The organism is bacterium, from assembly GCA_004322275.1.
Lineage (GTDB): Bacteria > Desulfobacterota > Deferrisomatia > Deferrisomatales > BM512 > SCTA01.
The window spans coordinates 1-22680 of record SCTA01000018.1 but is presented as its reverse complement, the minus strand read 5'-3'; the positions used below and the strand labels follow the sequence as shown (position 1 = coordinate 22680).

General features: G+C 59.4%; 21 protein-coding genes. 19 read left to right on the top strand and 2 right to left on the bottom strand.

Annotated elements, in window-relative coordinates; all coding sequences use genetic code 11:
• Nucleotides 1–5 precede the first annotated feature (5 nt).
• Genes EPN96_05560 through galE form a run of 15 tightly spaced genes read left to right on the top strand, consistent with a single transcriptional unit; the run spans nt 6 to nt 16712 of the window.
• Entirely contained in the window at nt 6–1205 is a 1200-nt protein-coding gene (locus EPN96_05560; protein ID TAL17294.1) for a glycosyltransferase, read from the top strand.
• Nucleotides 1206–1258: 53 nt separating this feature from the next.
• Nucleotides 1259–1822, top strand: a complete 564-nt coding sequence (locus EPN96_05555) for an acyltransferase (protein TAL17388.1) — start codon at nt 1259–1261, stop codon at nt 1820–1822.
• Nucleotides 1815–2912 carry a glycosyltransferase family 1 protein gene (locus tag EPN96_05550; protein ID TAL17293.1) on the top strand — a complete coding sequence of 366 codons (1098 nt, stop codon included), beginning with the start codon at nt 1815–1817 and terminating at the stop codon, nt 2910–2912. Before EPN96_05555 ends, EPN96_05550 begins: the two co-directional genes overlap by 8 nt.
• A complete protein-coding gene (locus EPN96_05545) occupies nt 2882–4009 on the top strand; it encodes an acyltransferase (protein ID TAL17292.1) in 1128 nt (375 codons plus the stop codon). The genes EPN96_05550 and EPN96_05545 overlap by 31 nt, the downstream gene beginning before the upstream one ends.
• Before the next feature lie 24 nt (nt 4010–4033).
• Nucleotides 4034–5056 carry an NAD-dependent epimerase/dehydratase family protein gene (locus EPN96_05540; protein TAL17291.1) on the top strand — a complete coding sequence of 341 codons (1023 nt, stop codon included), beginning with the start codon at nt 4034–4036 and terminating at the stop codon, nt 5054–5056.
• A gap of 29 nt (nt 5057–5085) precedes the next feature.
• The gene (locus EPN96_05535) at nt 5086–6219 is read left to right on the top strand and encodes an SDR family oxidoreductase (protein ID TAL17290.1); all 1134 of its coding nucleotides are present in this window, start codon (nt 5086–5088) and stop codon (nt 6217–6219) included.
• 5 nt (nt 6220–6224) lie between these two features.
• A complete protein-coding gene (locus tag EPN96_05530; protein ID TAL17387.1) occupies nt 6225–7337 on the top strand; it encodes a UDP-N-acetylglucosamine 2-epimerase (non-hydrolyzing) in 1113 nt (370 codons plus the stop codon).
• Complete coding sequence (locus tag EPN96_05525; GenBank protein ID TAL17289.1) at nt 7337–8596, top strand: glycosyltransferase WbuB; 1260 nt, start codon at nt 7337–7339, stop codon at nt 8594–8596. Before EPN96_05530 ends, EPN96_05525 begins: the two co-directional genes overlap by 1 nt.
• Nucleotides 8593–9651, top strand: a complete 1059-nt coding sequence (locus EPN96_05520) for a hypothetical protein (GenBank protein ID TAL17288.1) — start codon at nt 8593–8595, stop codon at nt 9649–9651. The genes EPN96_05525 and EPN96_05520 overlap by 4 nt, the downstream gene beginning before the upstream one ends.
• Nucleotides 9652–9684: 33 nt before the next feature.
• Complete coding sequence (locus tag EPN96_05515; protein ID TAL17287.1) at nt 9685–10893, top strand: ATP-grasp domain-containing protein; 1209 nt, start codon at nt 9685–9687, stop codon at nt 10891–10893.
• Nucleotides 10890–11786, top strand: a complete 897-nt coding sequence (locus EPN96_05510; GenBank protein TAL17286.1) for a DUF3473 domain-containing protein — start codon at nt 10890–10892, stop codon at nt 11784–11786. Before EPN96_05515 ends, EPN96_05510 begins: the two co-directional genes overlap by 4 nt.
• Before the next feature lie 9 nt (nt 11787–11795).
• Entirely contained in the window at nt 11796–12782 is a 987-nt protein-coding gene (locus EPN96_05505; GenBank protein ID TAL17285.1) for a glycosyltransferase family 4 protein, read from the top strand.
• Nucleotides 12779–14698 carry a polysaccharide biosynthesis protein gene (locus tag EPN96_05500; GenBank protein TAL17284.1) on the top strand — a complete coding sequence of 640 codons (1920 nt, stop codon included), beginning with the start codon at nt 12779–12781 and terminating at the stop codon, nt 14696–14698. The genes EPN96_05505 and EPN96_05500 overlap by 4 nt, the downstream gene beginning before the upstream one ends.
• 12 nt (nt 14699–14710) lie before the next feature.
• Complete coding sequence (locus EPN96_05495) at nt 14711–15724, top strand: NAD-dependent epimerase (protein TAL17283.1); 1014 nt, start codon at nt 14711–14713, stop codon at nt 15722–15724.
• A gap of 4 nt (nt 15725–15728) precedes the next feature.
• Nucleotides 15729–16712, top strand: a complete 984-nt coding sequence (galE, locus tag EPN96_05490) for a UDP-glucose 4-epimerase GalE (GenBank protein TAL17282.1) — start codon at nt 15729–15731, stop codon at nt 16710–16712.
• Here galE and EPN96_05485 read toward each other — a convergent pair.
• Nucleotides 16702–17103, bottom strand: coding sequence for a hypothetical protein (locus EPN96_05485; GenBank protein TAL17281.1), 402 nt, complete (start codon nt 17101–17103; stop codon nt 16702–16704). The genes galE and EPN96_05485 overlap by 11 nt on opposite strands.
• A gap of 120 nt (nt 17104–17223) precedes the next feature.
• Between EPN96_05485 and EPN96_05480 the strand changes: the two genes are divergently transcribed.
• The 4 genes from EPN96_05480 to EPN96_05465 all read left to right on the top strand — a co-directional run bounded on the left by EPN96_05480 (nt 17224) and on the right by EPN96_05465 (nt 22233).
• Complete coding sequence (locus tag EPN96_05480; GenBank protein ID TAL17280.1) at nt 17224–18075, top strand: decaprenyl-phosphate phosphoribosyltransferase; 852 nt, start codon at nt 17224–17226, stop codon at nt 18073–18075.
• Nucleotides 18076–18087: 12 nt separating this feature from the next.
• Nucleotides 18088–19371, top strand: coding sequence for a DUF362 domain-containing protein (locus tag EPN96_05475; GenBank protein TAL17279.1), 1284 nt, complete (start codon nt 18088–18090; stop codon nt 19369–19371).
• A 170-nt stretch (nt 19372–19541) separates the two neighbouring features.
• Entirely contained in the window at nt 19542–20876 is a 1335-nt protein-coding gene (locus EPN96_05470) for a UDP-glucose/GDP-mannose dehydrogenase family protein (protein TAL17278.1), read from the top strand.
• A 10-nt stretch (nt 20877–20886) separates the two neighbouring features.
• Entirely contained in the window at nt 20887–22233 is a 1347-nt protein-coding gene (locus tag EPN96_05465; protein ID TAL17277.1) for a phosphomannomutase, read from the top strand.
• Nucleotides 22234–22580: 347 nt separating this feature from the next.
• Here the strand turns inward: EPN96_05465 and EPN96_05460 are convergent.
• Nucleotides 22581–22680 (bottom strand): IS1595 family transposase (locus EPN96_05460; protein ID TAL17276.1); only part of this gene is annotated, 100 nt, incomplete at its 5' end.

Sequence of the window (22680 nt, the reverse complement as noted above, 5' to 3'; positions counted from 1 at the left end):
GGAAAATGTCCACAAGCGGCTGGGTAGCGTACGTCGGGCCGATGCCCTTTCCCTGGGGCAGCGCGGGCTCCCGCAGAATGTACGGCGTCGCATCCTCTCTGGCAGCGGCCGGTTACAGGGTCGTCGTCGGGCATGGGGGCCATGAGCCGGGAAGAATCGAGCTTCTGCACGAGGATTCGGGCGCCGTCTCGCATATCGGCCTCGGGGAGCGTCCGGAGCAGCTAAAGGGCAGGATACGCAACATCCGCCACTCGCTCGTGCGGGGCTATCTTACCTCGGGCGCGCTGACGGTGCGCTGGCTGGACTCGCAATCCGTAAGGCCTACGCACGTAATCGCTTACGGCGGTTTTGCCCCGTACATGTTCAGATTGCTCGGCTGGTGCAGAAAAAATTCCATTCCCCTGATCGCGGACGTAGTCGAATGGTACGATCCCTCCCACCGGAGGGGCGGATATCTGAATCCTTTCTACCTGAGCGCAAAGTTCGCCTTCCGTTTTCAGTATGCGCGCTGCGACGGGGTCATCGCCATCAGCTCCTTTCTGGAAGATTACTACTCCGGCAGGGGGTGCAAAGTCATCCGGGTGCCGCCAACCCTCAACGTAGAGGGACTCGCGCAGAGGGTGCCGCGAAAAAGAGGCGCGAACGAACCTCTTACCCTTGTCTACGCGGGTTCTCCGGGAAAGAAGGACCTCGTCGGAAACGTGATAAAGGGGCTCCTTCTGGCGGATCCGGAGGGCAGGAGGACGCGCCTTCTCGCCGTCGGCCCGGCCAGGGAGCAGATTTTGCGGCTGCTGGGGGAAAGCGGCGAATTGCCTCCGAACGTCGTCGCGCTGGGACGCCTCCCCCAGCCGGAGGTGGCCAAAATACTGGAGAAGGCGGATTTCAGCGTCCTTCTTCGTCCCCGCGAAAAGTACGCCGAGGCCGGTTTCCCGACAAAATTCGTCGAAAGCCTGGCGGCGGGGGTGCCCGTAATCGCGAACATCACCAGCGACCTCGGGGATTACCTCCACGACGGCGTCGAGGGGCTCGTCTGCCGGGACCATTCGCCGGAAGGGTTCGCCGAGGCGCTTTCCCGGGCGATGGCTCTTTCTGCGCGGGAACTGGACGAGATGAGCGCCGCCGCCAGAAAAAGGGCGGAGGACTCCTTTGATTTCAGGAATTTCGCGAAACCTCTGGCCGCGTTTCTGGAGGAACTGAGAAGTTGAAGATTCTCGCTTCAGTTTTTCATTTTCTGGGCAGGCTCAGACGCCGCTTGACGATGTATGTAATGCGCCCTCTTTTCGGCGGCTGCGGCAAGCGATTCTGGTTCGATCCGCAAGGCCATTACACCTTCGGCAATATTTACGTGGGCGACGACGTAAGCCTCGGCCTTCGGCCAACCATGATAGCCGCGTTGTCCGAGATCCGCATAGGCAGCTACGTGATGTTCGGGCCGGAAGTGATGGTGATAGGGGGAGGCCACAACATTACGGTTCCCGGCCGTTTTATGAAAAGCGTCCATGAAAAGACCGGCAATGAAGACCTCGGAGTCGTAATCGAGGACGACGTATGGGTCGGAGCGAGAGCCGTCATTTTGCGCGGCGTGCGGGTGGGGCGCGGCTCGGTGATCGGAGCCGGAGCCGTCGTAACGAAATCGGTGCCGCCCTACGCTCTGGTTGCGGGGAATCCCGCGCGCATCATCAGATTTCGCTGGGACGTCGAAACGATTATGTCCCACGAGCAAAAACTTTATCCGGCCGAGAAGCGTTTTGCGAGGGAAGAGGTGGAGAAGTATATAAAAGAAAGCGAAATGCTTTCGCCCGCGAGGTTGAATCGTGGCTGACCGCCCACTTCGCGTGTGCCTGGTCTCCCCCGTGCCGCCGCCTTACGGCGGTATCGGTCACTGGACGCAGATGGTTCTTCGCCATTCCGAAAAACACGGCGATCTGGAGATGAGCGTAATAAACACAGCTCCCCGGTGGCGCGCCGTTCACGATCTGGCGAAATGGAAGAGGGTGACAGGGGGAGGGCTCCAGCTTTTGCGCGACGTGGCGAGGTTCATCTCCCTCATGATCAGGCGAAAACCCGACGTGGTGCACCTCACCACCTCGGGCCAGCTGGCCGTCGTCCGCGACATCTGGATTCTCAGGATTGCGCGGCTGTTCAAGGTTCCGGCGGTCTATCACATACGCTTCGGGAGGGTGCCCGAGATCGCCGGAGAGGGTACGTGGGAGTGGCGAATGATGCGCCGGGCGATGGCAATGGCGCACACCGTCATCCCCCTCGATTCGGCGACTGAAGACGCAATCCGGAAATACGCGCCCAAAGTCAGGGTGCTCCGTATTCCGAACTGCATCGACCCCTCCGAACTGCCCGCGCCCCGCGAACCAACCGGCGAGGGGACGGCCATGTACCTCGGCTGGGTAATTCCCACGAAGGGCGTCGGCGAGCTGGTGGAAGCCTGGACGCGGCTTAAGCCGAAGGGGTGGCGGCTTATGGTCGCGGGGCCCGGCGACGCGGCGTATAAAGAAGAGCTTCTAAAGACGCACCGGCCCGAAAGACTGGAGTTCACCGGCGAGCTCGGCCATGAAGAGGCGATGAAACTCTTGGCCGGGGCGGACCTCTTCGTGCTTCCGAGCTACACCGAGGGTTTTCCCAACGTGATTCTGGAGGCGATGGTTCTGGGGAGGCCGATAGTGGCAACCACCGTCGGGGCCATCCCGGAGATGATTTCGGACGGCTGCGGGATTTTAATCAGCCCCAAAAACGTTGAAGAACTGACGGATGCTTTGTCCCGCGCCCTTTCAGACGGAGCCTTGCGGGCCGGTCTCGGCGTTTGCGCCCGCGCCCGCGCCCTTGAGGAATTTTCAATCGAGGCGGTATTCGCGCGGTACAAGGCGCTGTGGAAAAGCTGTTCGGCCAAATCGAATTGATTAGCGGCGTCTTATCGCGGAGCAATCTGGTGTCGTCTGAAAAAATAACAAATTCCGGAAGTTCTGGCGGCGACGGCTTCGAAGGAGGGCGCTTTCTGGCCATGCTCATGGTGGTTTACGGCCATTGGCTCCAGTATGCAGGCCGTTACTCTCTTCCGGGGCTGACTCCGGGGGAGATAGCCAAAATACTGCATTATCTCTATTCGGTGCATATACAGGTTTTCTTTTTTATCGCCGGTTTTGTATATTATAAATATTCAAAGCCCATAGGCGGCTTCGGGAAATACCGGAGTTTCCTGGCGGGCAAGGCGCTCCGGCTTCTTGTCCCGTTTTTATCGGTCAGCCTGGTGCAGTTCGCCGTCAAATACTTTCTGGGAGGCGGAGAGCCCCGGCAGCTGGCAGTCATGCTGTTTGCGCCCCGTGGCGGACCGGCGGCGCATTTATGGTTCCTGTACGTGCTTTTTGCGATTTTTGCCATTGCGGGCTCAGCCGAACTGCTGCGCGGCGCAAAAAAGCCTATCGCGCTATTTGCTTGCTCGCTGGCTCTTGCGTGTCTGCCGATCGGGTTTCCTTCCTACAAAGAGTTCGGCTTGCTGGATTTGCAGTCGCTGGTCTGGTTTATGCAGTTTTTTCTGGCGGGAAGCGTTTTGGCCGAAAAGGGGCTTAACTTTCCGGCGCTTAACCGGTACTGGTTTTTCGCCCTCCTGGCGTTTGGCGTCTGGGGGCTCTCGCGGCCGGAGTCTTTTTCCGGCTATCCCTCGGCGGAGCAAGGGGTTTTTAACCGAATCTTTCAGTTTGCGGTAACCCTGGCGGGTATCGCAGCCGTGATCCGCTTCGGCTCTTTTGTAAAAGGAGTTCTCAGCCGATTTGTGGCCGGGATTTCCGGGCTATCCTACGACATATACCTGCTGCACGTTATTATAGCCCACGGCATGTTCACTGTTTTTGTAAGACTAAAACCGGGATTGGCGGCTTCGCTGGTCTGGGTGACGCTGGGCCCGGCGCTGTGCATTGGAACGGCGATTTTAATTGCCGGGGCGCTACGCGCATACGCGCCCCTGCGCATGGTTTTTCTGGGATTACCTTACCGGCGGTAGCCCAGCAAGGAAGGCAAAAGTACAATGTTCAAAAACAAAATTCTTCTTATTACCGGCGGCACCGGAACCTTCGGGAACGCTGTGCTCGAGAAATTCAGGGACTTTGATATCGGCGAGATACGCATATTCAGCCGCGACGAAAAAAAGCAGGACGATATGCGGAAGGAGTACGCCGATCCCCGGATAAAGTTCTACATCGGGGACGTGCGCAACGAATCGAGCCTTCGCGACGCGATGTCGGGGGTCGATTTCGTCTTCCACGCCGCGGCCCTAAAGCAGGTGCCCTCCTGCGAGTTTTTCCCGATGGAGGCCCTCAAGACCAACGCCATCGGCACCGAAAACGTCCTCACCGCCGCGATTCTGGACAAGGTCAAGCGGGTGGTGGTGCTCAGCACCGACAAGGCCGTCTATCCCATAAACGCGATGGGGATATCGAAGGCGATGATGGAGAAGGTCGCGGTGGCCAAATCGAGGGTCGCCGGGGCGAAGACGGTAATTTCCATCACCCGTTACGGCAACGTCATGGCCAGCCGGGGTTCGGTTATCCCCCTCTTTATCAAGCAGCTTCAGGAGGGCAAGCCGCTCACCGTGACCGATCCGGCGATGACCCGCTTCATGATGACCATCGAGGACGCGGTCGAACTGGTGGAGTACGCCTTCACCCACGGCAGCGCGGGCGACATCTTCGTCCAGAAGGCCCCCGCCTGCACCATCGAGACGCTGACGGCGGCGCTGAAAAAACTTCTGAAGGCGAAGAACCCAGTAGAGATCATCGGCACGCGCCACGGGGAAAAGCTCTACGAGGCGCTGCTTTCGCGGGAGGAGTTCGCCCACGCCGTGGACATGGGAGGTTACTACCGGGTCCCGGCCGACAGCCGCGACCTAAACTACGCCCTTTACACCAGCAAGGGCGAGCCGAAGCTCAGCGGCCTCGACGAATACCACTCCCACAATACCCGGCGCCTCGACATCGAGGATACCTGCGAGCTTCTGATGAAATTAAAGTGCGTAAGACAGGCGATTCGCGGCGAAAAGGTCGAAGTCTGACCTCTCCCGCTTTTAAGACAGGAAACGAGATGAAGGTACTTGTCACCGGCGCGAAGGGGTTCGTAGGGAAAAACCTCTGCCTGGCGCTTCGCGAGCGTAAAGAGGTCGAGGTCTTCAAATTCGACATCGACAATTCCCAAGAGGAATTGAAGGGCTTTCTGGCGAAGGCGGATATCGTATTCCACCTGGCGGGGGTCAACCGGCCCCGGAGCGTCGAGGAGTTCAAAAGCGGCAACGTCGGGTTCACCGGCGAGCTTTGCAATATCCTGAGGTCAATGGGGAGAAAACCGAAAGTAATTCTTACCTCCTCGATTCAGGCCGAGCGCGACAACCCTTACGGCGCCAGCAAGCTCGGAGCCGAGGGGGAACTGGAGAGCTACTGCGCGGCGACCGGGGCCGAGGGCGTCGTCTACCGGCTGAAGAACCTCTTCGGCAAGTGGTGCCGCCCGAACTACAACTCCGTCACCGCCACCTTCTGCAACAACATCGCGAAGGGATTGCCGATTCAGGTATCGGACCCAGCCTGCGAGCTTGAGCTAACCTACATAGACGACGTGGTCGTTGCCTTTTTGGCGGAACTCGAAGCCGCGCCCCGGCCCGGTTTCCGGTTCGCGGAGGAGCTGAAATCCACCCGTATAACCCTCGGCGAGCTTTCCGGGATGATTCAGGGGTTCAAGCGCCACCGCGAAACCCTTCTACTCCCCGATTACAGCCGAGAGTTCGTGCGGGCCCTTTACGCCACTTACCTGACCTATCTCGAACCCTCCGATTACGGCTACGGTCTCGACATAAAAGCCGACGACAGGGGAAGCCTCGCGGAATTCATAAAATCACCCCACTTCGGGCAGATTTTCATCTCTCGCACCAGACCCGGCATCACTCGGGGGAACCATTACCACCACACCAAGACGGAAAAATTCATGGTCGTGGAGGGGAGCGGAATCATACGGCTTCGCAGCGTCTTTGGCGGCGAGGTTCTGGAGTTTCCGGTGCGCGGCGAGGAATACAAGGTGGTGGACATACCTCCGGGGTACACCCATTCCATCGAAAACACCGGAAGCTCCGAGATGGTTACTCTCTTCTGGGCGAGCGAGCAGTTTAACCCGGGCAACCCCGACACTTTTTTCGCGCCGGTCCTTGGCGCGGGGGAGGGCAAGCAATGAAGGTAATGACCGTCGTCGGCACCCGGCCGGAGATAATCAGGCTCTCCCGCGTTATGGCGGCGCTCGACCGCCATCTCGACCACGTTATCGTCCACACCGGGCAGAACTACGACTACGAGCTGAACCAGATCTTTTTCGAGGACCTTGAGATACGTAAGCCAGATATCTTTCTGGAGGCCGCGGGGGCCACCGCCTGCCAGACGGTGGGCGCGATTATAGCAAGGGTAGACGAGGCGATGGGGTGTGAGAACCCGGACGCCATTCTCGTGCTGGGCGACACCAACAGCTGCCTCGCCGCCTACCCCGCGAAGCGGCGCAAGATTCCCGTCTTCCATATGGAGGCGGGGAACCGCTGCTTCGACCAGAGGGTGCCCGAGGAGATAAACCGCAAGATAGTCGACCACATCAGCGACGTTAACATGCCCTACAGCTCGATCTCCCGCGAGTACCTCCTTGCCGAGGGGCTTCCTCCCGACCGGGTTATCAAGACCGGCAGCCCGATGTTCGAGATTCTCCACCACTACTTGTCCAAGATTAAAAAATCGGAGGTTCTCTCCCGGCTTTCCCTTGAGGAGGGGCGGTACTTCGTGATAAGCGCCCACCGCGAGGAAAACGTGGATTCCCCGGTGGAGTTCAAAAAGCTCGTGGAGACCCTTGACAGCCTCGCCGAAACCTACGGTTTCAGGATTATCGTTTCGACCCATCCGAGAACCAGAAAGCGCATAGACGCCGAGGGGGTCACCCTGAACCCTCTGGTCGAACTGATGAAGCCTCTGGGTTTTTGCGATTACGTTAAGCTCCAGATGAGCGCCAGGGCGGTCCTTTCCGACAGCGGGACGATTACCGAGGAGAGTTCCATACTCAATTTTCCCGCGCTCAACATACGCAACGCTCACGAGAGGCCCGAGGGTTTCGAGGAAGCGTCGGTAATGATGACCGGGCTCGACTGGGGAACGGTAAAGACCGCGCTCGGCGTCCTCGAAAGCCAGCCGAGGGGGGAAACGAGGCTTCTTCGCCCCGTGGCCGACTATTCGATGCCCAACGTCAGCGAGAAGGTGGTGAGGATAATTCTGAGCTACACGGACTACGTGAACAGGGTGGTCTGGAAAAAGAACTGATGGCGAAAATTCTCCTCCACACGCTGGTTTTTCCGCCGGACGGGAATTCCAACGCCTACATTTTCGGGGATCTGGCCCTGGAGCTTAAAAACCTCGGCCACGAGCTCGTGGTCCTCACCACGACCCCCCATTACAACCTCGACGAAGAGGCGCTCCGGGCGCAGCCGATGAGGCCGGAACGCGGCGATTGGCTGCTCAAAAGCGACTACTACGGCATACCCTGCTACCACATAAAGGTTCCGCAGGTGAAAGGCTCCATCGCCACCCGCATGAAGACGGCGATACTCTTTCACGGGCTGGGTTTCTACGCGGCCCTCGGAAAAGAATTCAGTTGCGACGTGGTTCTGTCCCAGTCGCCGCCGCTCTCGATAGGCCTCGTAAGCGCCTGGATAGCGAAGAAGCATCGGGCGAAGGCGGTTTACCTCGTGCAGGACATCTTTCCGGACGGGCTTATCGACCAGGGGAAAATAAAAAATCCCCTGTTGATCCGGTTTTTGCGCCTTCTGGAGAGGAAGGTTTACAAAAGCAGCGATGCCGTAACCAGCATCTCCGACGGCCTCGTGGAGATACTCCGTAAAAGGGTGCCCGCAACCACGCTCCTTAGAACCATCCCGAATTTCGTCAACACGGAGCTTTACCGTCCCCTCCCGAGGCACAGCGATTTTTCAAAGGAGCACGGCCTCGATGATCGTTTCGTCGCGAGCTACGTCGGAAACATGGGAAACGCCCAGAATTTCGCGCCCGTAATGGCCGCCGCGAAGGCCCTCAAGGGTCTGCCGTTTAAATTCATCCTCGCCGGGGGCGGGATAAAGCAGGAGGCTCTGGCGAGAGAGGCCAGGGAAAAGAATCTGGAGAATCTGGAGGTCTGGGGGTACCAGCCGAGGGAAGTCACGCCGGTTATAAACGCCTCCAGCGACCTTTGCCTCGTGCTCCTCTCCTCGCACGTCAAGAACTTCAGCTTCCCCTCCAAGATTTACACCATCATGGCCTGCGGAAGGCCGATACTCCTCTACGGACACCCCGAGGCGGACGTATCGCGCTTCGTGCAGGAATCGAAGATAGGCTGGGTTGTCCCGGACGGCGACGTAGAGGGGTTTTGCGAAACCCTCAAGAGACTCTCCGGCGACCGCCAAACCCTTGACGAATACGGGCGGCGGGCGCTCGCTCTGGCTAAAGAGCGCTTTACGGCGAAGGCCGTCGCCCATTCTTACGACGACCTTTTCGCGACGCTGACGGGAACCGGACGAAAGACCGCATGAAACTTGAAATAATAAAAAAAATCCCCGATTGCAGGCTGCTCTGGACCGGCGGCGGAAAGTATCTGGCCGCGAAGGGCAACAGGTTCTTTTTCGTGGACGGCGAGGGTAACCACCTCTCGAAACCGGGCGAAGTTGGCGCTACGTGGGAGAGGGGGCTTTCCCGCGTACGCCTTTTCCGCCATTTCCTGCGGCTGGGCGTCCACCATCTCCTGCCCCTCGGGGACGGAGCGTTTCTGGTGATCATCAGAAAGCGGGCCTACCGGGTGGAAGCGGACGGGGCCATTACCTCCGAATTTCGCTTCCCCAGAGGGAACAAGCCCGCCGCGAAGGGGGTTTGCGTGACCCCCGCCGGGGACATTTTCCTCGCTGAATACGCCCTGAACGGGCAAAGAACTCTTCCCGCGATGGTTCACAGGAGCCGCGACGGCGGCAAAACCTTTGAGACCGTCCACGAATTCGAGGCGGGGCTTATACGCCATTACCATTTCGTCCAGTGGGACCCTTACGAAAATTGCCTCTGGATGGGAACCGGCGACGCCGACAGCGAGTGTCTTCTTTTCAGGGGAGACGAAAGCGGGGAAAACTGGACGAACGCCGGAGGCGGCAGCCAGCTCTGGCGCGCCGTCGGAGTGGCGTTTCGCCCCGAGGCGCTGTACTGGGGGACGGACGCCGGTTCCGACGCGGGAACCCATCCCAACTTCGTCATGCGCTTTGACCGGAAGACCCGTGAACTCCGGAAGGTTATGGAGGTTCAGGGCCCCTGCCACGGAAACGCGGCCCTTTCGGACGGGACGCTGGTCGTTACCACCGGCGTCGAGGGGGGGCAAAACGAAAAGGACCGCAGCGCCCACCTTTGGGCCAGCCGCGACGGCGTTTCGTGGGAGGAGCTTTTTTCCTGCAAAAAAGATCTCTGGCCGCATATAGTCCAGTTCGGGGTTATTCGCTTCCCCCAGGGCATGGAGAGCGGCGAAAAGCTGGCTTTTACCTGCTTCGGACTCGAAGGAAGGGGGGAGCGCTCCCTTATCGCCCGCATAACGGACGGCCAGCCCGTTTAAGGGCGGATTTACAACGATCAAGATGAGAAATGCATGAAATATAAAGAAACAGCGGTGGTATTCGGCCTGTCCCCGACGGGCCTCAGCGCCGCCCGTTCCCTGGACCGAAACGGCGTCGCCGTTTACGGCGTCGATGTCCTGCGCTACGAGATAGGCCACTTTTCAAAGTCGGTTAAGCACGACAAGCGCATAAGCTATCTTCCGGCGGGGCCGGAGCTGCTTGCGGGGCTCATCTCTTTTGCAAAAGAATGTCCCGAAAAGCCGGTCATCTTCAACGCGAACGATTACTACATCGATTTCATCGCCGCGAACCGCGCCGAACTGGAGCCGTATTTCATCCTGACCGATTCCATGAGGCCCGAGTCCAATTCCGTATTCCTGAACAAGCGCACCTTTTACGAGGTCTGCGAAAAAATCGGCGTCGCCATGCCCAGGACCTTTTTCCCCGAAAGCGACGAAGAGGCCTTGGCCGCCGCCGGAAAAATCAGGTATCCGGCGATTGTGAAGCCCTCGATGGGCTTCAAGCTCAGGAAACTTCTTCGCGGAAAAAAGCTCGTAGAAGTAGCCGACGCCGAAGAACTGATGAACTGGTGGCGGGTCTTCAAGGAATGGAACGCGGATGTGGTTTTGCAGGAGTGCATCGGCGGGTCGGAGCAGAATATCGCGGTGGCCGGGCTCTACATGGACAAAAACCGCGTCTGCCGCTCGCTCTTCACAGCCAAGAAATACAGGCAGTACCCGCCGATGTACGGATCGGCGTCGTACATAGAATCGAAGTGGATGGAGGAAGTGGCGGCTCTCTCGGAAGACCTGATATCAAAATTGGGGTACCACGGCGTGTGCGGCACCGAGTTCAAATGGGACGAGGCGGACCGCTGCTGGAAGCTCATAGAGATAAACTGCCGCCCGACTCTCTGGTTCGCCATAACCCGCGCCTCCGGGGTGGACGTGGTGTGGGACGCTTACTGCGACCTTCGGGGAAGGCCCAATCCCGTTCACCGCGGCGGACAGACCGACGGCGTGCGGTGGCAGCTTTTCATACGCGACATGGTCTCCTCTGTCCATTTTTTGCGTTCCAGAGAGCTTTCCTTCGGGGAGTTCTGGAGGACCGCCATCGATCAGCGAAACAAGGAGTGGGCCATCTGCGCCTGGGACGACTGGGGGGCCAATTTCGGGTACGTCGTCAACACGCTCGCCCACATCTGGACTAATTTCATAAAGCCGCCCGGGGACAGAGCATGATCCCTGCGGCGTCTGCGGATACTTCGGCTGTAACCCGCCGCGTCGTGGTGCTTTCGATGGATATCGAAGACTGGTACCACGTCGATTACCTGGACAAAAACCTCTGCGACCGAAGCTACTCCATGCTTGACGGTCTGGAGGTCTACCTCGGGATAATGGACCGGCACGGAGTCTCCTCCTCGTTTTTCTGCACCGGAGAGATCGCGGAATCGATAGCCCCTTCGCTACGGCAGATGCTCCTTGCGGGCCACGAGATAGGGAGCCATACCCAATCGCACGTAAGGCCGCTTACCATCCCGGGCGAAGATTTTCGCCGCGAACTTTTTTCGTCGAAAAAGACGCTGGAAGAGATTATGGGCTCCAAAGTGGAAGGGTTTCGCGCCCCCTGCTTCAGTCTCGACGACGAAAAGCTGGCGATGGTGCGCGAGGCGGGCTACCTCTACGATTCCAGCCGCATCGCCTTCAAGGAAAATCCCCGGTACGGTCGGATGGAGCTCGCGGGCTTCGAGGAGGTCCGCCCGTGCGTCTTTCGGGACGGGGATTTTTTCGAGTTCCAGATGTCCACGCTGAAGGTTTTAGGCAAAAACGTGCCCGTTTCAGGGGGCGGATACCTGCGAATTTTCCCCTGGTGGCTCATGGGACGCCTTATAAGGCGGTATATCGGCAACAATTCGCTCTATCTTCTGTATATTCATCCCTACGAGCTTTCCCGCAAGCCCGCTCCCGCGCCTCCTCCCGGCCTCGGAGCCCTGAACAACCGCAGATTCAGGACGGGACTCGGGGGAGTGGAGGCGAAACTGAATCTTCTGATCGGGGCGCTTAAGGACGAAGGCTTTGCTTTTACGACCTTTTCAGCTTTGCGAAAGAGCCTTACGGATACCGGTGGAGCGTAGCGGCGGCACATGGAATATCTGATTTCACTGATGCTGGGCGGCGCCGGAGCCCTCATAATGCAGCGCTACGCCTTCGCCCTGGGCTTCGTCGATCTTCCCAACGACCGCAGCTCCCACAGGATTCCCACGCCAAGGAGCGGCGGGGTGGGGATCTTGTTCGCGGTTGTCTTTTCGGGTGTCTGGCTCGGGCAGACTCTGTGGCTGTACCTTCCTGCGGCCTTCCTCGCGGCGGTCAGCCTTTTTGACGACAGGTTCGGACTCAGCGCGAAAAACCGTTTCCTCGTCCAGTTCGCCTGCGCGCTGGCGGTGGTCGCGGGTCTTCGGGGGGGGCCGGGAGCGGATTTCCCCTCGTATCTGCCGCTTTTCGTCTTCTGGGTGCTGTGCCTGACGGGAACCGCGAACTTTTACAACTTTATGGACGGAATCAACGGCATTGCCGGGATTACCGGCGTGCTCGCCTTCGGAGGGCTTGCCCTGTTCGGCTACCTCAGGGGGATGGAAGAGGCGGAGGTACTTTTCAATCTCTCCGTCTCGGCGGCCTGCCTGGGCTTTCTGCCCTTCAATTTCCCGAGGGCGCGGGTTTTCATGGGGGACGTGGGCTCGGTGCTGCTCGGCTTTCTCTTCGGGGCGCAGCTCTACCGCTACAGCGACTCCCCCGCGACCTTCTTTTTGCTCTGCGGGCTTTTGTTCCTCTTCTACGCGGATACTTACTCGACTCTCTTTATACGCAAGATGGACGGGGAAAGGCTCTCCCAGGCGCACAGGCGCCATCTCTACCAGATCATGGCCAACGAACTGGGGCTGCCCCATTACGCCGTTACGCTTTTATACGGCGGGGTTCAGGCGATTGTGTCGGCTTCATTGCTTTTTTCCGGGCCGCCAAGTAATATTGAGGTGGCGTCGCTGCTTGGTTTTTGGTCAACGCTCTTTTTGGCGGCGACTTATCGTTTGCGTAAGAAAGCGGCCGCACCCGGCCGCGTTCGAGTGGGGAAATGAAGCCCGGAATCATCAAGAACCGCCGTTTTCTCATACTTGCCTTCGACTCCATCCTTATTTGCGCGTCTTTTGCGCTGGCTTGGCTGCTTCGGTTCGATCTGATACAGTCCAGCCCGAACTGGGAGAGGTTTTTCGCTCTTCTGCCGGTGATAGTCTCGGTAAAGCTCGCGGTTTTTTACCTCTTCGGCATCGGGAGAAGCTGGTGGCGCTACGCCTCCATGAGCGATTTGATGAGGCTTTTGAAGGCGAACTTTACGGGTTCGCTCTTCGTGGTCGCCTTCGAGTTTTTCGCCCAGGGTCTCGATCTGATACCGAGGTCGGTTCTGCTCCTCGACGGCGTCTTCTGCTTTTTGCTGATGGGGGGCGTCCGGTTCTCGGTCAGGGCCTACAAGGAAGGCCACATCTCCATGTCCGGCCTGAAGCGTTTCGGCGGAGAAAGGGTTCTGGTCGTGGGCGCGGGGCAGGCGGGGCAGATGCTGGTGCGCGAGATTCGCGCCAATCCCCACCTGAAGCTTAAGGCGGTGGGTTTCATCGACGACGACGAAGCCAAAAAGAACTCAAGCATTCAGGGGCTCCCGGTTCTCGGCGACAGCGAAGGCCTCGTCAAGGTCGTGCGCGGGTTTTCGATAGACAAGGTCATAATCGCAATACCCTCCGCCTCCGGCAAGGATATCAGGCGGATAGTGGAGAAGTGCAGGGATGCAAGCGTCTCCTGCATGACCCTTCCCGGCCTGGGCCACATCATAGGCGGCAAGGTTTCAGTCAACGAGCTTCGCGACGTGGCCCTCGACGACCTTCTGGGACGCGAGCCGATAAGCCTCGACACCGCCGCCATAAACTCCTACCTCAGCGGCAAGAGGATACTGGTGACGGGGGCCGCGGGTTCCATCGGCAGCGAGATATGCAGGCAGGTCGCGAGGTTTGCGCCGGAAAGCCTTATTATTTTCGATTCCGCCGAATCCCCGCTCTTCCACATCGACCGCGAGCTCACCGCGGAGTTTCCCAACCTCAAGGTCGAGCCCAGGGTCGCCGATATCAGGGACGTGGCCAGGACCCAGCGCATCTTCGCCCGCCACATGCCCCACGTGGTCTTCCACGCGGCCGCCTACAAGCACGTGCCGATGATGGAGATCAACCCCAGCGAGGCTATAAACACCAACGTGCGGGGAACGAGGCTCCTTGCCAACGCGGCGGAACGGTTCGGCGTAGAGAAATTCGTCATGATCTCTACCGACAAGGCGGTCAATCCGACAAATGTCATGGGGGCCACCAAGCGCGCGGCGGAAAAGTACGTGCAGGGGCTCTCCAAGCACTCCAGAACCCAGTTCGTCACCGTGCGTTTCGGCAACGTCCTCGGCAGCGCCGGAAGCGTCGTCCCCATCTTCCAGAAGCAGATCGCGGCGGGAGGCCCCGTCACCGTCACCCATCCGGAGGTGACCCGCTTCTTCATGACCATACCCGAGGCCTCGCAGCTTGTCCTTCAGGCGGGCGCGATGGGCAGGGGCGGCGAGATATTCCTCCTCGACATGGGCGAATCGGTAAAGATCGTGAAACTGGCGGAGGATCTCATCCGGCTCTCGGGCTACGAGCCCTACGAAGACATCCAGATAAAATTCGTCGGCCTTCGGCCGGGAGAAAAGCTCTACGAGGAGTTGCTCCTCGCGGGCGAAGGCGTCCTGCCGACTTCCCACGAAAAAATACGGATAGCGCAGTCGGACGACGTTGACTGGGAATTCGTCAACGGGCAGATAGAAGGGCTTTATCAGGCCGGCCGTCAGGCCGATCCGGAAGTCCTCATCCGCCTTTTGAAAGATCTTGTCCCCGAGTACCGGCCCGACCTCGCGGGGGTTGCGCAGGAAGAAACCGTCGCGGTCCAGTTGCCCTGCCCTCCTCCTGTGTGCGAAACCCTTCACTAAAACGGTTAAATAATGAAAAAGAAGATTCTGGTTACCGGCGCCGCTGGTTTCATCGGCTCCCACCTTAGCGAGCGGCTTCTGGCGAGGGGCGACGAGATCGTCGGACTCGACAACCTCAACGACTACTACGACGTGACCCTCAAAGAGGCGCGCCTGGCGCGGCTTTTGCCCAAAGAAAACTTCCGCTTCGTCAAAATGGAACTCTCCGACAGGGAGGGGATGGAGAAGCTCTTCGCCGAAGAAAGGTTTGAGCGGGTAGTAAACCTCGCCGCCCAGGCGGGAGTGCGGTACTCCCTTAAAAAACCCCACGCCTATGTGGAGGCCAACCTCGCGGGGTTCGTGAACGTACTGGAGGGGTGCAGGCACAGCAAGGTCGAGCACCTTGTCTACGCCTCCTCCTCCTCGGTTTACGGCGCGAACACGAAGATGCCCTTTTCCATCCACCACAACGTGGATCACCCTGTTTCCCTCTACGCCGTCTCCAAGAAAGCCAACGAGCTGATGGCCCACTCCTACAGCCACCTCTACCGGCTGCCGACGACGGGCCTTCGCTTCTTCACCGTCTACGGGCCTTGGGGAAGGCCGGACATGGCGATGTTCATCTTCGCCAGGAAAATTCTGGCCAGCGAAGAGATAGACGTCTACAACCACGGCCTCATGCGCCGCGATTTCACCTACGTGGACGACATAGTCGAGGGCGTCATGAGAACGCTCGACCGCGTCGCGGCCCCGAACCCCCAGTGGAGCGGTGACAACCCCGATCCCGGAACGAGCCTCGCCCCCTACAGGCTTTACAACATCGGCAACAACAACCCGGTCGAACTCCTCTACCTCATAGAGGTCATCGAAAAGGCTATCGGCAAGAAGGCGAAAAAGAAGCTGCTTCCCCTTCAGCCCGGCGACGTGCCCGCCACCTACGCCGACGTGGACGACCTGATGGCCGACGTTGGCTTTCGCCCCGCCACCCCCATAGAGGAGGGCGTACGCCGCTTTATAGAGTGGTACCGCTCCTTCTACGGGGTCTGACGACATAGTGGGAAGGCGCGTTCTCGTAACCGGAGGCGCGGGCTACATCGGCAGCCACGTCGTTCTTGCCCTCGTTGACGCCGGTTACGAACCTCTGGCCTTCGACAACTTCTCCACGGGAAACCGCTTCGCCGTCTTCGCGGAATGCGAGGAGGGCGACACCGGCGACGGGGAGGCGCTTGCCCGAGCAGTGCGAAGGTTCAGGCCCGGGGCGGTAATCCATCTGGCCGCCTCTATCGAGGCCGAAGAGTCGGTGTTAAATCCCCTCAAGTACTACCGCAACAACGTCGCGAACCTCCTGAACGTTCTGGAAGCGTCGGTCCGGGAGGGGGTGGAGAATTTCATTTTCTCCTCCTCGGCGCTGGTTTACGGCGTTCCCGCCCGGCTGCCCGTCGATGAAACCGCTCCGCTCGCCCCGATAAACCCCTACGGCGCCACCAAGGCGATGGGCGAGAGGATAATAGCCGATCTTGCGGCGAGAACCGGGGGGTGGAGGGCGGTTTCGCTGCGCTATTTCAACGCCGCCGGAGCCGATCCGCTCCTTCGGGCGGGAGAGTGCAGACAAAATCCCTCCCACCTCGTCACTCTAGCCCTCAAAACGGCGCTGGGGGAGCGGGAAAAGCTGATGATTTTCGGAACCGACTATCCCACCCCCGACGGCACCTGCGTGCGGGACTACGTGCACGTCAGCGATCTGGCCTCGGCGCACCTTCTCGCCCTCGAAGCCCTCCTCTCGGGCGGAGCGGGAGGGGTCTACAACTGCGGCAACGGCGCGGGACATTCGGTGAGGGAGGTAATAGAGTCCGTCAGGCGGATCACCGGGGCGGCTTTCGCGGTGGAGGAGAGCGGCAGGCGGCCGGGAGACCCCCCGATGCTGGTGGCCGACAGCGGGAAGATTAAAAGGGAGTTGGGGTGGAAACCCCGTTTCGCGGATATCGGCGAGATAGTCCGGACGGCCTGGGAGTGGGAGAAGAAACTTAAGTTTTAGGCTTGCGAAAGACGAATCTCTTGTCCAGGTGGTATTTGATGAAATAGCCCAGCGCGAGGCCGAGGGCGGCGCCGGCGTAGCGCATCGCCTTCGACCCGAAGAGGGCGTCGAAGGCCAGCTCGAATCCCCAGAATATCGCCGTCGTGACAAGACCCATCGAGGTGTATAAGATAAAGAGCCGGGTGTCGTGGGAGAGGCTTTTTGTGCGGTAGCGGAAGATGTACTTCTTGTCGAGCGCGTACTTTACCAAAAGCCCCGTCCCGGTGCCGAAAGCCATCGCGAGGGGAAGCTGGAAAACCCCCTGATAGAGGCGGACAAACACCTCCTGACTCCCTATGTTCACAAGGGAGGAGATTACGGCGAAGAGGGTGTAGAGAATCAGGATATCCACGGTGCCGGGATTCTAACAGGTTGGAAAGATAAATTAAAAGCCCGATGGCGCTTAACTTCCGTTTTGTTTGCGTAGTATTATCTCCCGCAAACCTTAGGTTTTCGCTGACTGCGTTATGAGGTGCGTTTGGCGTACGGTCTCTGGAGGCTGCTTCGGCCCTCCCAATGGATAAAGAACGGTTTCGTGCTGGCCCCGCTTCTCTTCACGGGGCTTTTCGACGATCCGCAGGCCGTATTCCGGGCGTTTTTCGCCATGTTCCTCTTTTGCGCGGCTTCCTCGACCGTTTACATCGTAAACGACATCTGCGACGCGGAAAAAGACAGGTTGCACCCCAAGAAAAAACTCCGGCCCATCGCCTGCGGAACCGTAAGGCCGGGCGCGGCTCTTTGGCTGGCGTCGTTTCTGGTGCTGGTGCAGGCCGCCGGGTTTTTCTACCTCAGGGAAGTCTTCTGGGTAATTGTCGCGTACGTTTCCCTCAACGTCCTTTACACGGTTAAACTCAAGACCATCCCCGTGGTGGACATCTTCGTCGTGGCGACCAGCTTCGTCCTCAGGGTATTCGCCGGAGGCCGGGCGCTCGACGTGCCGGTATCCGCGTGGATGTTCGTAACCACCCTTTCTCTGGCCCTCTTCCTCGCCTCGATAAAGCGCAGGCAGGAGCTCTCCCTCATGGGTTCCGAGGGGAGGACGGTGCTCAAAAACTATTCGGTGGATCTCGTGAACCGGTACGCCCAGATATCGGCCACCGGGGCGCTGGTCTTCTACAGCCTCTTCGTGATGAGCGCGAGGCCCGAGCTGGTGGTGACAATACCCGTCGTCCTCTTCGGGATTTTTCGCTACTGGTACATCGTGGACAGCCTCGGGCGCGGGGAATCGCCAACCGAAGCCTTCCTCGGCGACGGACAGCTTCTGGCCACGGTCGCGCTCTGGGTTTTGATCTGCGGTTATCTCCTTGTCGGAACAGTACGTTAAAGAGCGGTGAGAATGAGCACTTCAAAGGTCGCGATACTGAAAACCTCCCCGGAGACGGTTCTGGGCGATTACCACAAACTTATGAATCTGGCGGATTATCAGGCATACCTTCCCAAGGACGCCGATACCGCGCTGAAGATCAACATTAGCTGGCATTTCTTCTATCCCGGAAGCTCGACCACCCCCTGGCAACTCGACGGGGTAATCCGCGCGATGAAGCGCGACGGCTTCGACCCGGCGCTGATACACGGCTGCCACAACCGCACGGTCGTCATCGACGCCCACCTCGGCGAGTGCGAAAACAAGCATATCGACGTTATCAGGGCGCACGGGCTGCGCAACGTCCACCTCTACGAAGGAGAGGAGTGGATAGACGTACGCGACGCGGTGGGCGACCTGACGAAGGAGTTTCTCTGCCTCGGCAAGGTCTACCCCAAGGGGTTTCGGATTCCGAAGAGGTTCATCGGCGAGAACATAATCCACCTGCCGACGGTCAAGACCCACGTCTTTACAACGACCACCGGCGCGATGAAAAACGCCTTCGGCGGACTTCTTAACGAGCACCGCCACTGGACCCACCCGGTTATCCACGAGACCCTCGTTGATCTCCTGATGATCCAGAAGAAGATACACAGGGGGGTTTTCGCGGTGATGGACGGCACCTTCGCGGGCGACGGCCCCGGCCCCCGCTGCATGATACCCCATATCGGCAACGTCCTTCTCGCCTCGGAGGATCAGGTGGCGATAGACGCGGTGGCGGCGTACCTGATGGGTTTCGACCCGCTCCGGGACATCAAGTTTATTCGCCTCGCCCACGAGAGGGGGCTCGGCTGCGGCGACATAAAGAAGATCTCCATCGAGGGAGACTCGAACCTTCTGGAAAAGCGCTGGAACTTCACCGGCCCCTTCAAGAAGATGACCTTCGCCTCCAAAATGCAGCACCTGATCTACTGGGGGCCGCTGAAGGGCCCGGTGGAGTGGTCGCTGAAGACCTTCCTCGCCCCGTGGTCCTACATCGCCTCCGTCCTCTACCACGACATGTACTGGTATCCTGCGAACTACGAGAGGGTGAAAAAGGTGCTGGAAAGCCCCTGGGGGAAACTCTTCCAGAACTGGGAGGAGAAGGCGATAGACCCGAACGACCTCACGGCGAAGGGCTGGAGCGACGTCGGCGAAACGGGAGCCATGCTTGACAAGACCACCGCGAAGATGATCCGCGACGCCTTCGGCGTCCTGGGGACGACGGTGATGGAGGCTCCCGAGATCTCGGCCCGGCGCGGCCGCAAATGCAAATAAAGCCAGGGCCTGTCTATGGCGGGCCTTTTTTCGGGGATCGCGCCGGATTTTGAGAGCGATTTTGTCGCGAAGAGTGAGCAAAACCGCAGTCGTAGCGGGACTACGTCGAGGATTTTGCGATTGATGAGCGGCAAAAGCGGGCCAAAAGCCGGATGCGAGGAGGAAAAAAGATGAAAATTGGAGTCGTAGGCGCGGGCTACGTCGGTCTTGTCGCCGGAACCTGCCTGAGCGAGATGGGTAACGCCGTAATCGTCGCCGATATCAGCGAAAGGGCGATAGAGCTTCTCAAAAGGGGAGAGGCCCACTACTACGAGCCGGGCATAGAGGAGCTTCTCGAACGCAACCTCCGGGAGGGGAGGCTTTCCTTCACCAACTCCACCGCCGCAATGGTCCGCGAGTCGAAGGTTATCTTCCTCGCCGTCGGGACCCCGCAGGGCGACGACGGCTGTGCCGACCTCTCCTATATAGACAAGGCCGCCCGGGACGTGGCGGAGGCGCTGGAGGAGCCCAAGACGGTGATCATAAAGTCCACGGTCCCCGTCGGCACCAACCGCAGGGTGGAGAAGATCTTCGCCGAGTACGCGAAGCATCCCGTAGAGGTGATAAGCAACCCCGAGTTCCTGAAAGAGGGCGCGGCGGTGGAGGATTTCATGCGCCCCGACCGCATAGTCGTGGGGGTCCGGAGCGAAAAGGGTGCCGACCTCATGCGCACGATCTATTCGCCCTTCATGCGCACCGGCGACAGGCTGATGGTGATGGACCCGGAATCCGCCGAGATGACCAAATACGCGGCTAACGCCATGCTGGCCACCAGAATCAGCCTTATGAACGAGATAGCCAAGATTTGTCAGGCGGTGGGCGCGGACGTAAACCACGTAAGGAGGGGCGTCGGCTCCGACCAGCGCATAGGCAGCAAGTTCCTCTTTCCCGGCCTCGGCTACGGCGGAAGCTGTTTTCCGAAGGACATAAGGGCGCTCTCCCATCTGGCCGAGCTTCACGGCGTGCCGCCCCTCATCTGCCGCGCGGTAGACGGGGTCAACGACGCCCAGCGTTATTTCTTTTTGCCCTTGATTGAAAAGGAATTCGAGGAAGACTTAAAGGGGCGGACCTTCGGGGTCTGGGGGCTTTCCTTCAAGCCGCGCACCGACGACGTGCGCGAGGCTCCCGCCATCGACCTGATACGAGAGCTATGCACCAGAGGCGCGAAGGTGAAGGGGTTCGACCCGGAATCGAGGGAGACTGCGGGGGCGGCCTTTTGCAGGCTCGGCCTGACGGAGGTCGAGCTGGTCGAAAGACAGTACGAGGCGGCGAAGGGGGTGGACGCTCTCCTGATCTGCACCGAGTGGAGCGAGTTTCGCTCCACGGATTTCGACCTCCTCCGGGAGACGATGCGGGGCAGGACGATCTACGACGGAAGAAACCTTTACGAGCCCAAAGACGTGGCAGAAGAGGGGTTCGCCTATCACTGCATTGGAAGACCCTTCGTGAAACCGGCGAAAAAATAGGGAGACGATCATGAAAACCCTTTCAGCCTTCAAAGCCTACGACGTACGCGGCCGCGTTCCCGACGAGCTCGACGCCGATTTCGCCTACTCGATAGGCAGGGCTTTCGTCAGGCTTTACAAGCTGAAAAGGGCGATAATCGGCAGAGACATCCGCCCCTCCGGCGTCTCCCTCTCCTCTTCGCTGGCGCGGGGAATGGCCGACGAGGGCGCAAGCGTCTTCGACATCGGGCTCTGCGGCACCGAGGAGGTCTATTTCGCCACCTTCCACGAGAAAATGGACGGCGGCGTGATGGTCACGGCCAGCCACAACCCCGCCGATTACAACGGGATGAAGTTCGTCCGCGAAGAGGGAAGGCCGGTAAGCGCCGACACCGGGCTGATGGAGATAGGGCGGATGGCGCAGGCCGGAGGCTTCGGCCCCCCCCGCACCGGCGGAAATATCACCCTCCTCGACACCCGCAAAGACTACATAGCCCATCTTCTCGGCTACGTCGACATCCCCAAGCTGAAAAAACTGCGGATAGTGGCCAACTCCGGCAACGGCTGCGCGGGGCCGGTCGTGGATGAGCTTGCGGAAAAGCTGCCCTTCGAGTTCGTGAGGATAAACCACGAGCCCGACGGAACCTTTCCCAGCGGCGTCCCCAACCCCATCCTCCCCGAAAACCGCGAGGCCACGAGGAGCGCGGTGCAAAAAAGCGGCGCGGATTTCGGGGTAGCCTGGGACGGCGATTTCGACAGGTGTTTTTTCTTCGACGAGGAGGGAGGGTTCATCGAGGGGTACTACCTCGTCGGCCTGCTAGCCGCCGCGATGCTGAAAAAATACCCCGGCGGAAAGATAATCCACGACCCCAGGCTCCTGTGGAACACCGAGGAGATAGTCCGCAGCGCGGGGGGCGAGACGGTAAAGTGCAAGAGCGGCCACGCCTTCATAAAAGAGAAAATGAGGCAGGTGGACGGGGTCTACGGCGGCGAGATGAGCGCGCATCACTACTTCCGCTCCTTTTCCTACTGCGACAGCGGGATGATACCGTGGCTGCTGGTGGCGGGGCTGATGAGCGACACCGGCCAGAAACTCTCGAAAATGGTCAAGGCTATGCAGACGCGTTTCCCCGTCAGCGGCGAGATAAACCGCCGGGTGGTCGATCAGGCGGCGGCGATAAGGCGGGTGCGGGAGAAGTACGAGCCCTCGGCGCTGAACGTGGACGAGACCGACGGCATCAGCCTCGAATTCCCGAAGTGGCGCTTTAACCTGCGTTCCTCCAACACCGAGCCGGTGATACGGCTCAACGTCGAAAGCCGGGGGGATGAGGGGCTGCTCAGGGAGAAGACGGCGGAATTGCTGGAACTGATAGGCTGAAATTTTACAGAAACGTAGGGCGGGCTCGGCCCGCCGGTCTACGTTTGCGAGGCTTTGCCTCGCGCTCCCAGCCACCTTTTGAGTGAGCAAAAGGTGGCCCAAAACTCAGCCCGGACCCGTCGCTCGCGCCTTTGGCGCGACCACTTCGTTCCGGCTGGGCCGTACGGGGCACCCGCTCCGCTTACGCTTCGCTAAGACCCCGCGCCGGCCCGACGCCTCCACTCGTTGCGCCGCGTACGGGCCCGAAGGGGACGGAAACAAGGCTCGCCGATAAGCGGGTAATTATTCGCTTATCGGCTCGAAGGTAGTTTTAACAACTACTTTTTCTTAGGGGCTGTCCTAGATAATCAGCCTAAATAGTCTCTAACCAGTTGTTTTACCTGAGCTAATTGAACTTTTGGGTCAGGGTTATTGAAACGCCATTCGCATTCCTTCAAAAACAGGTGA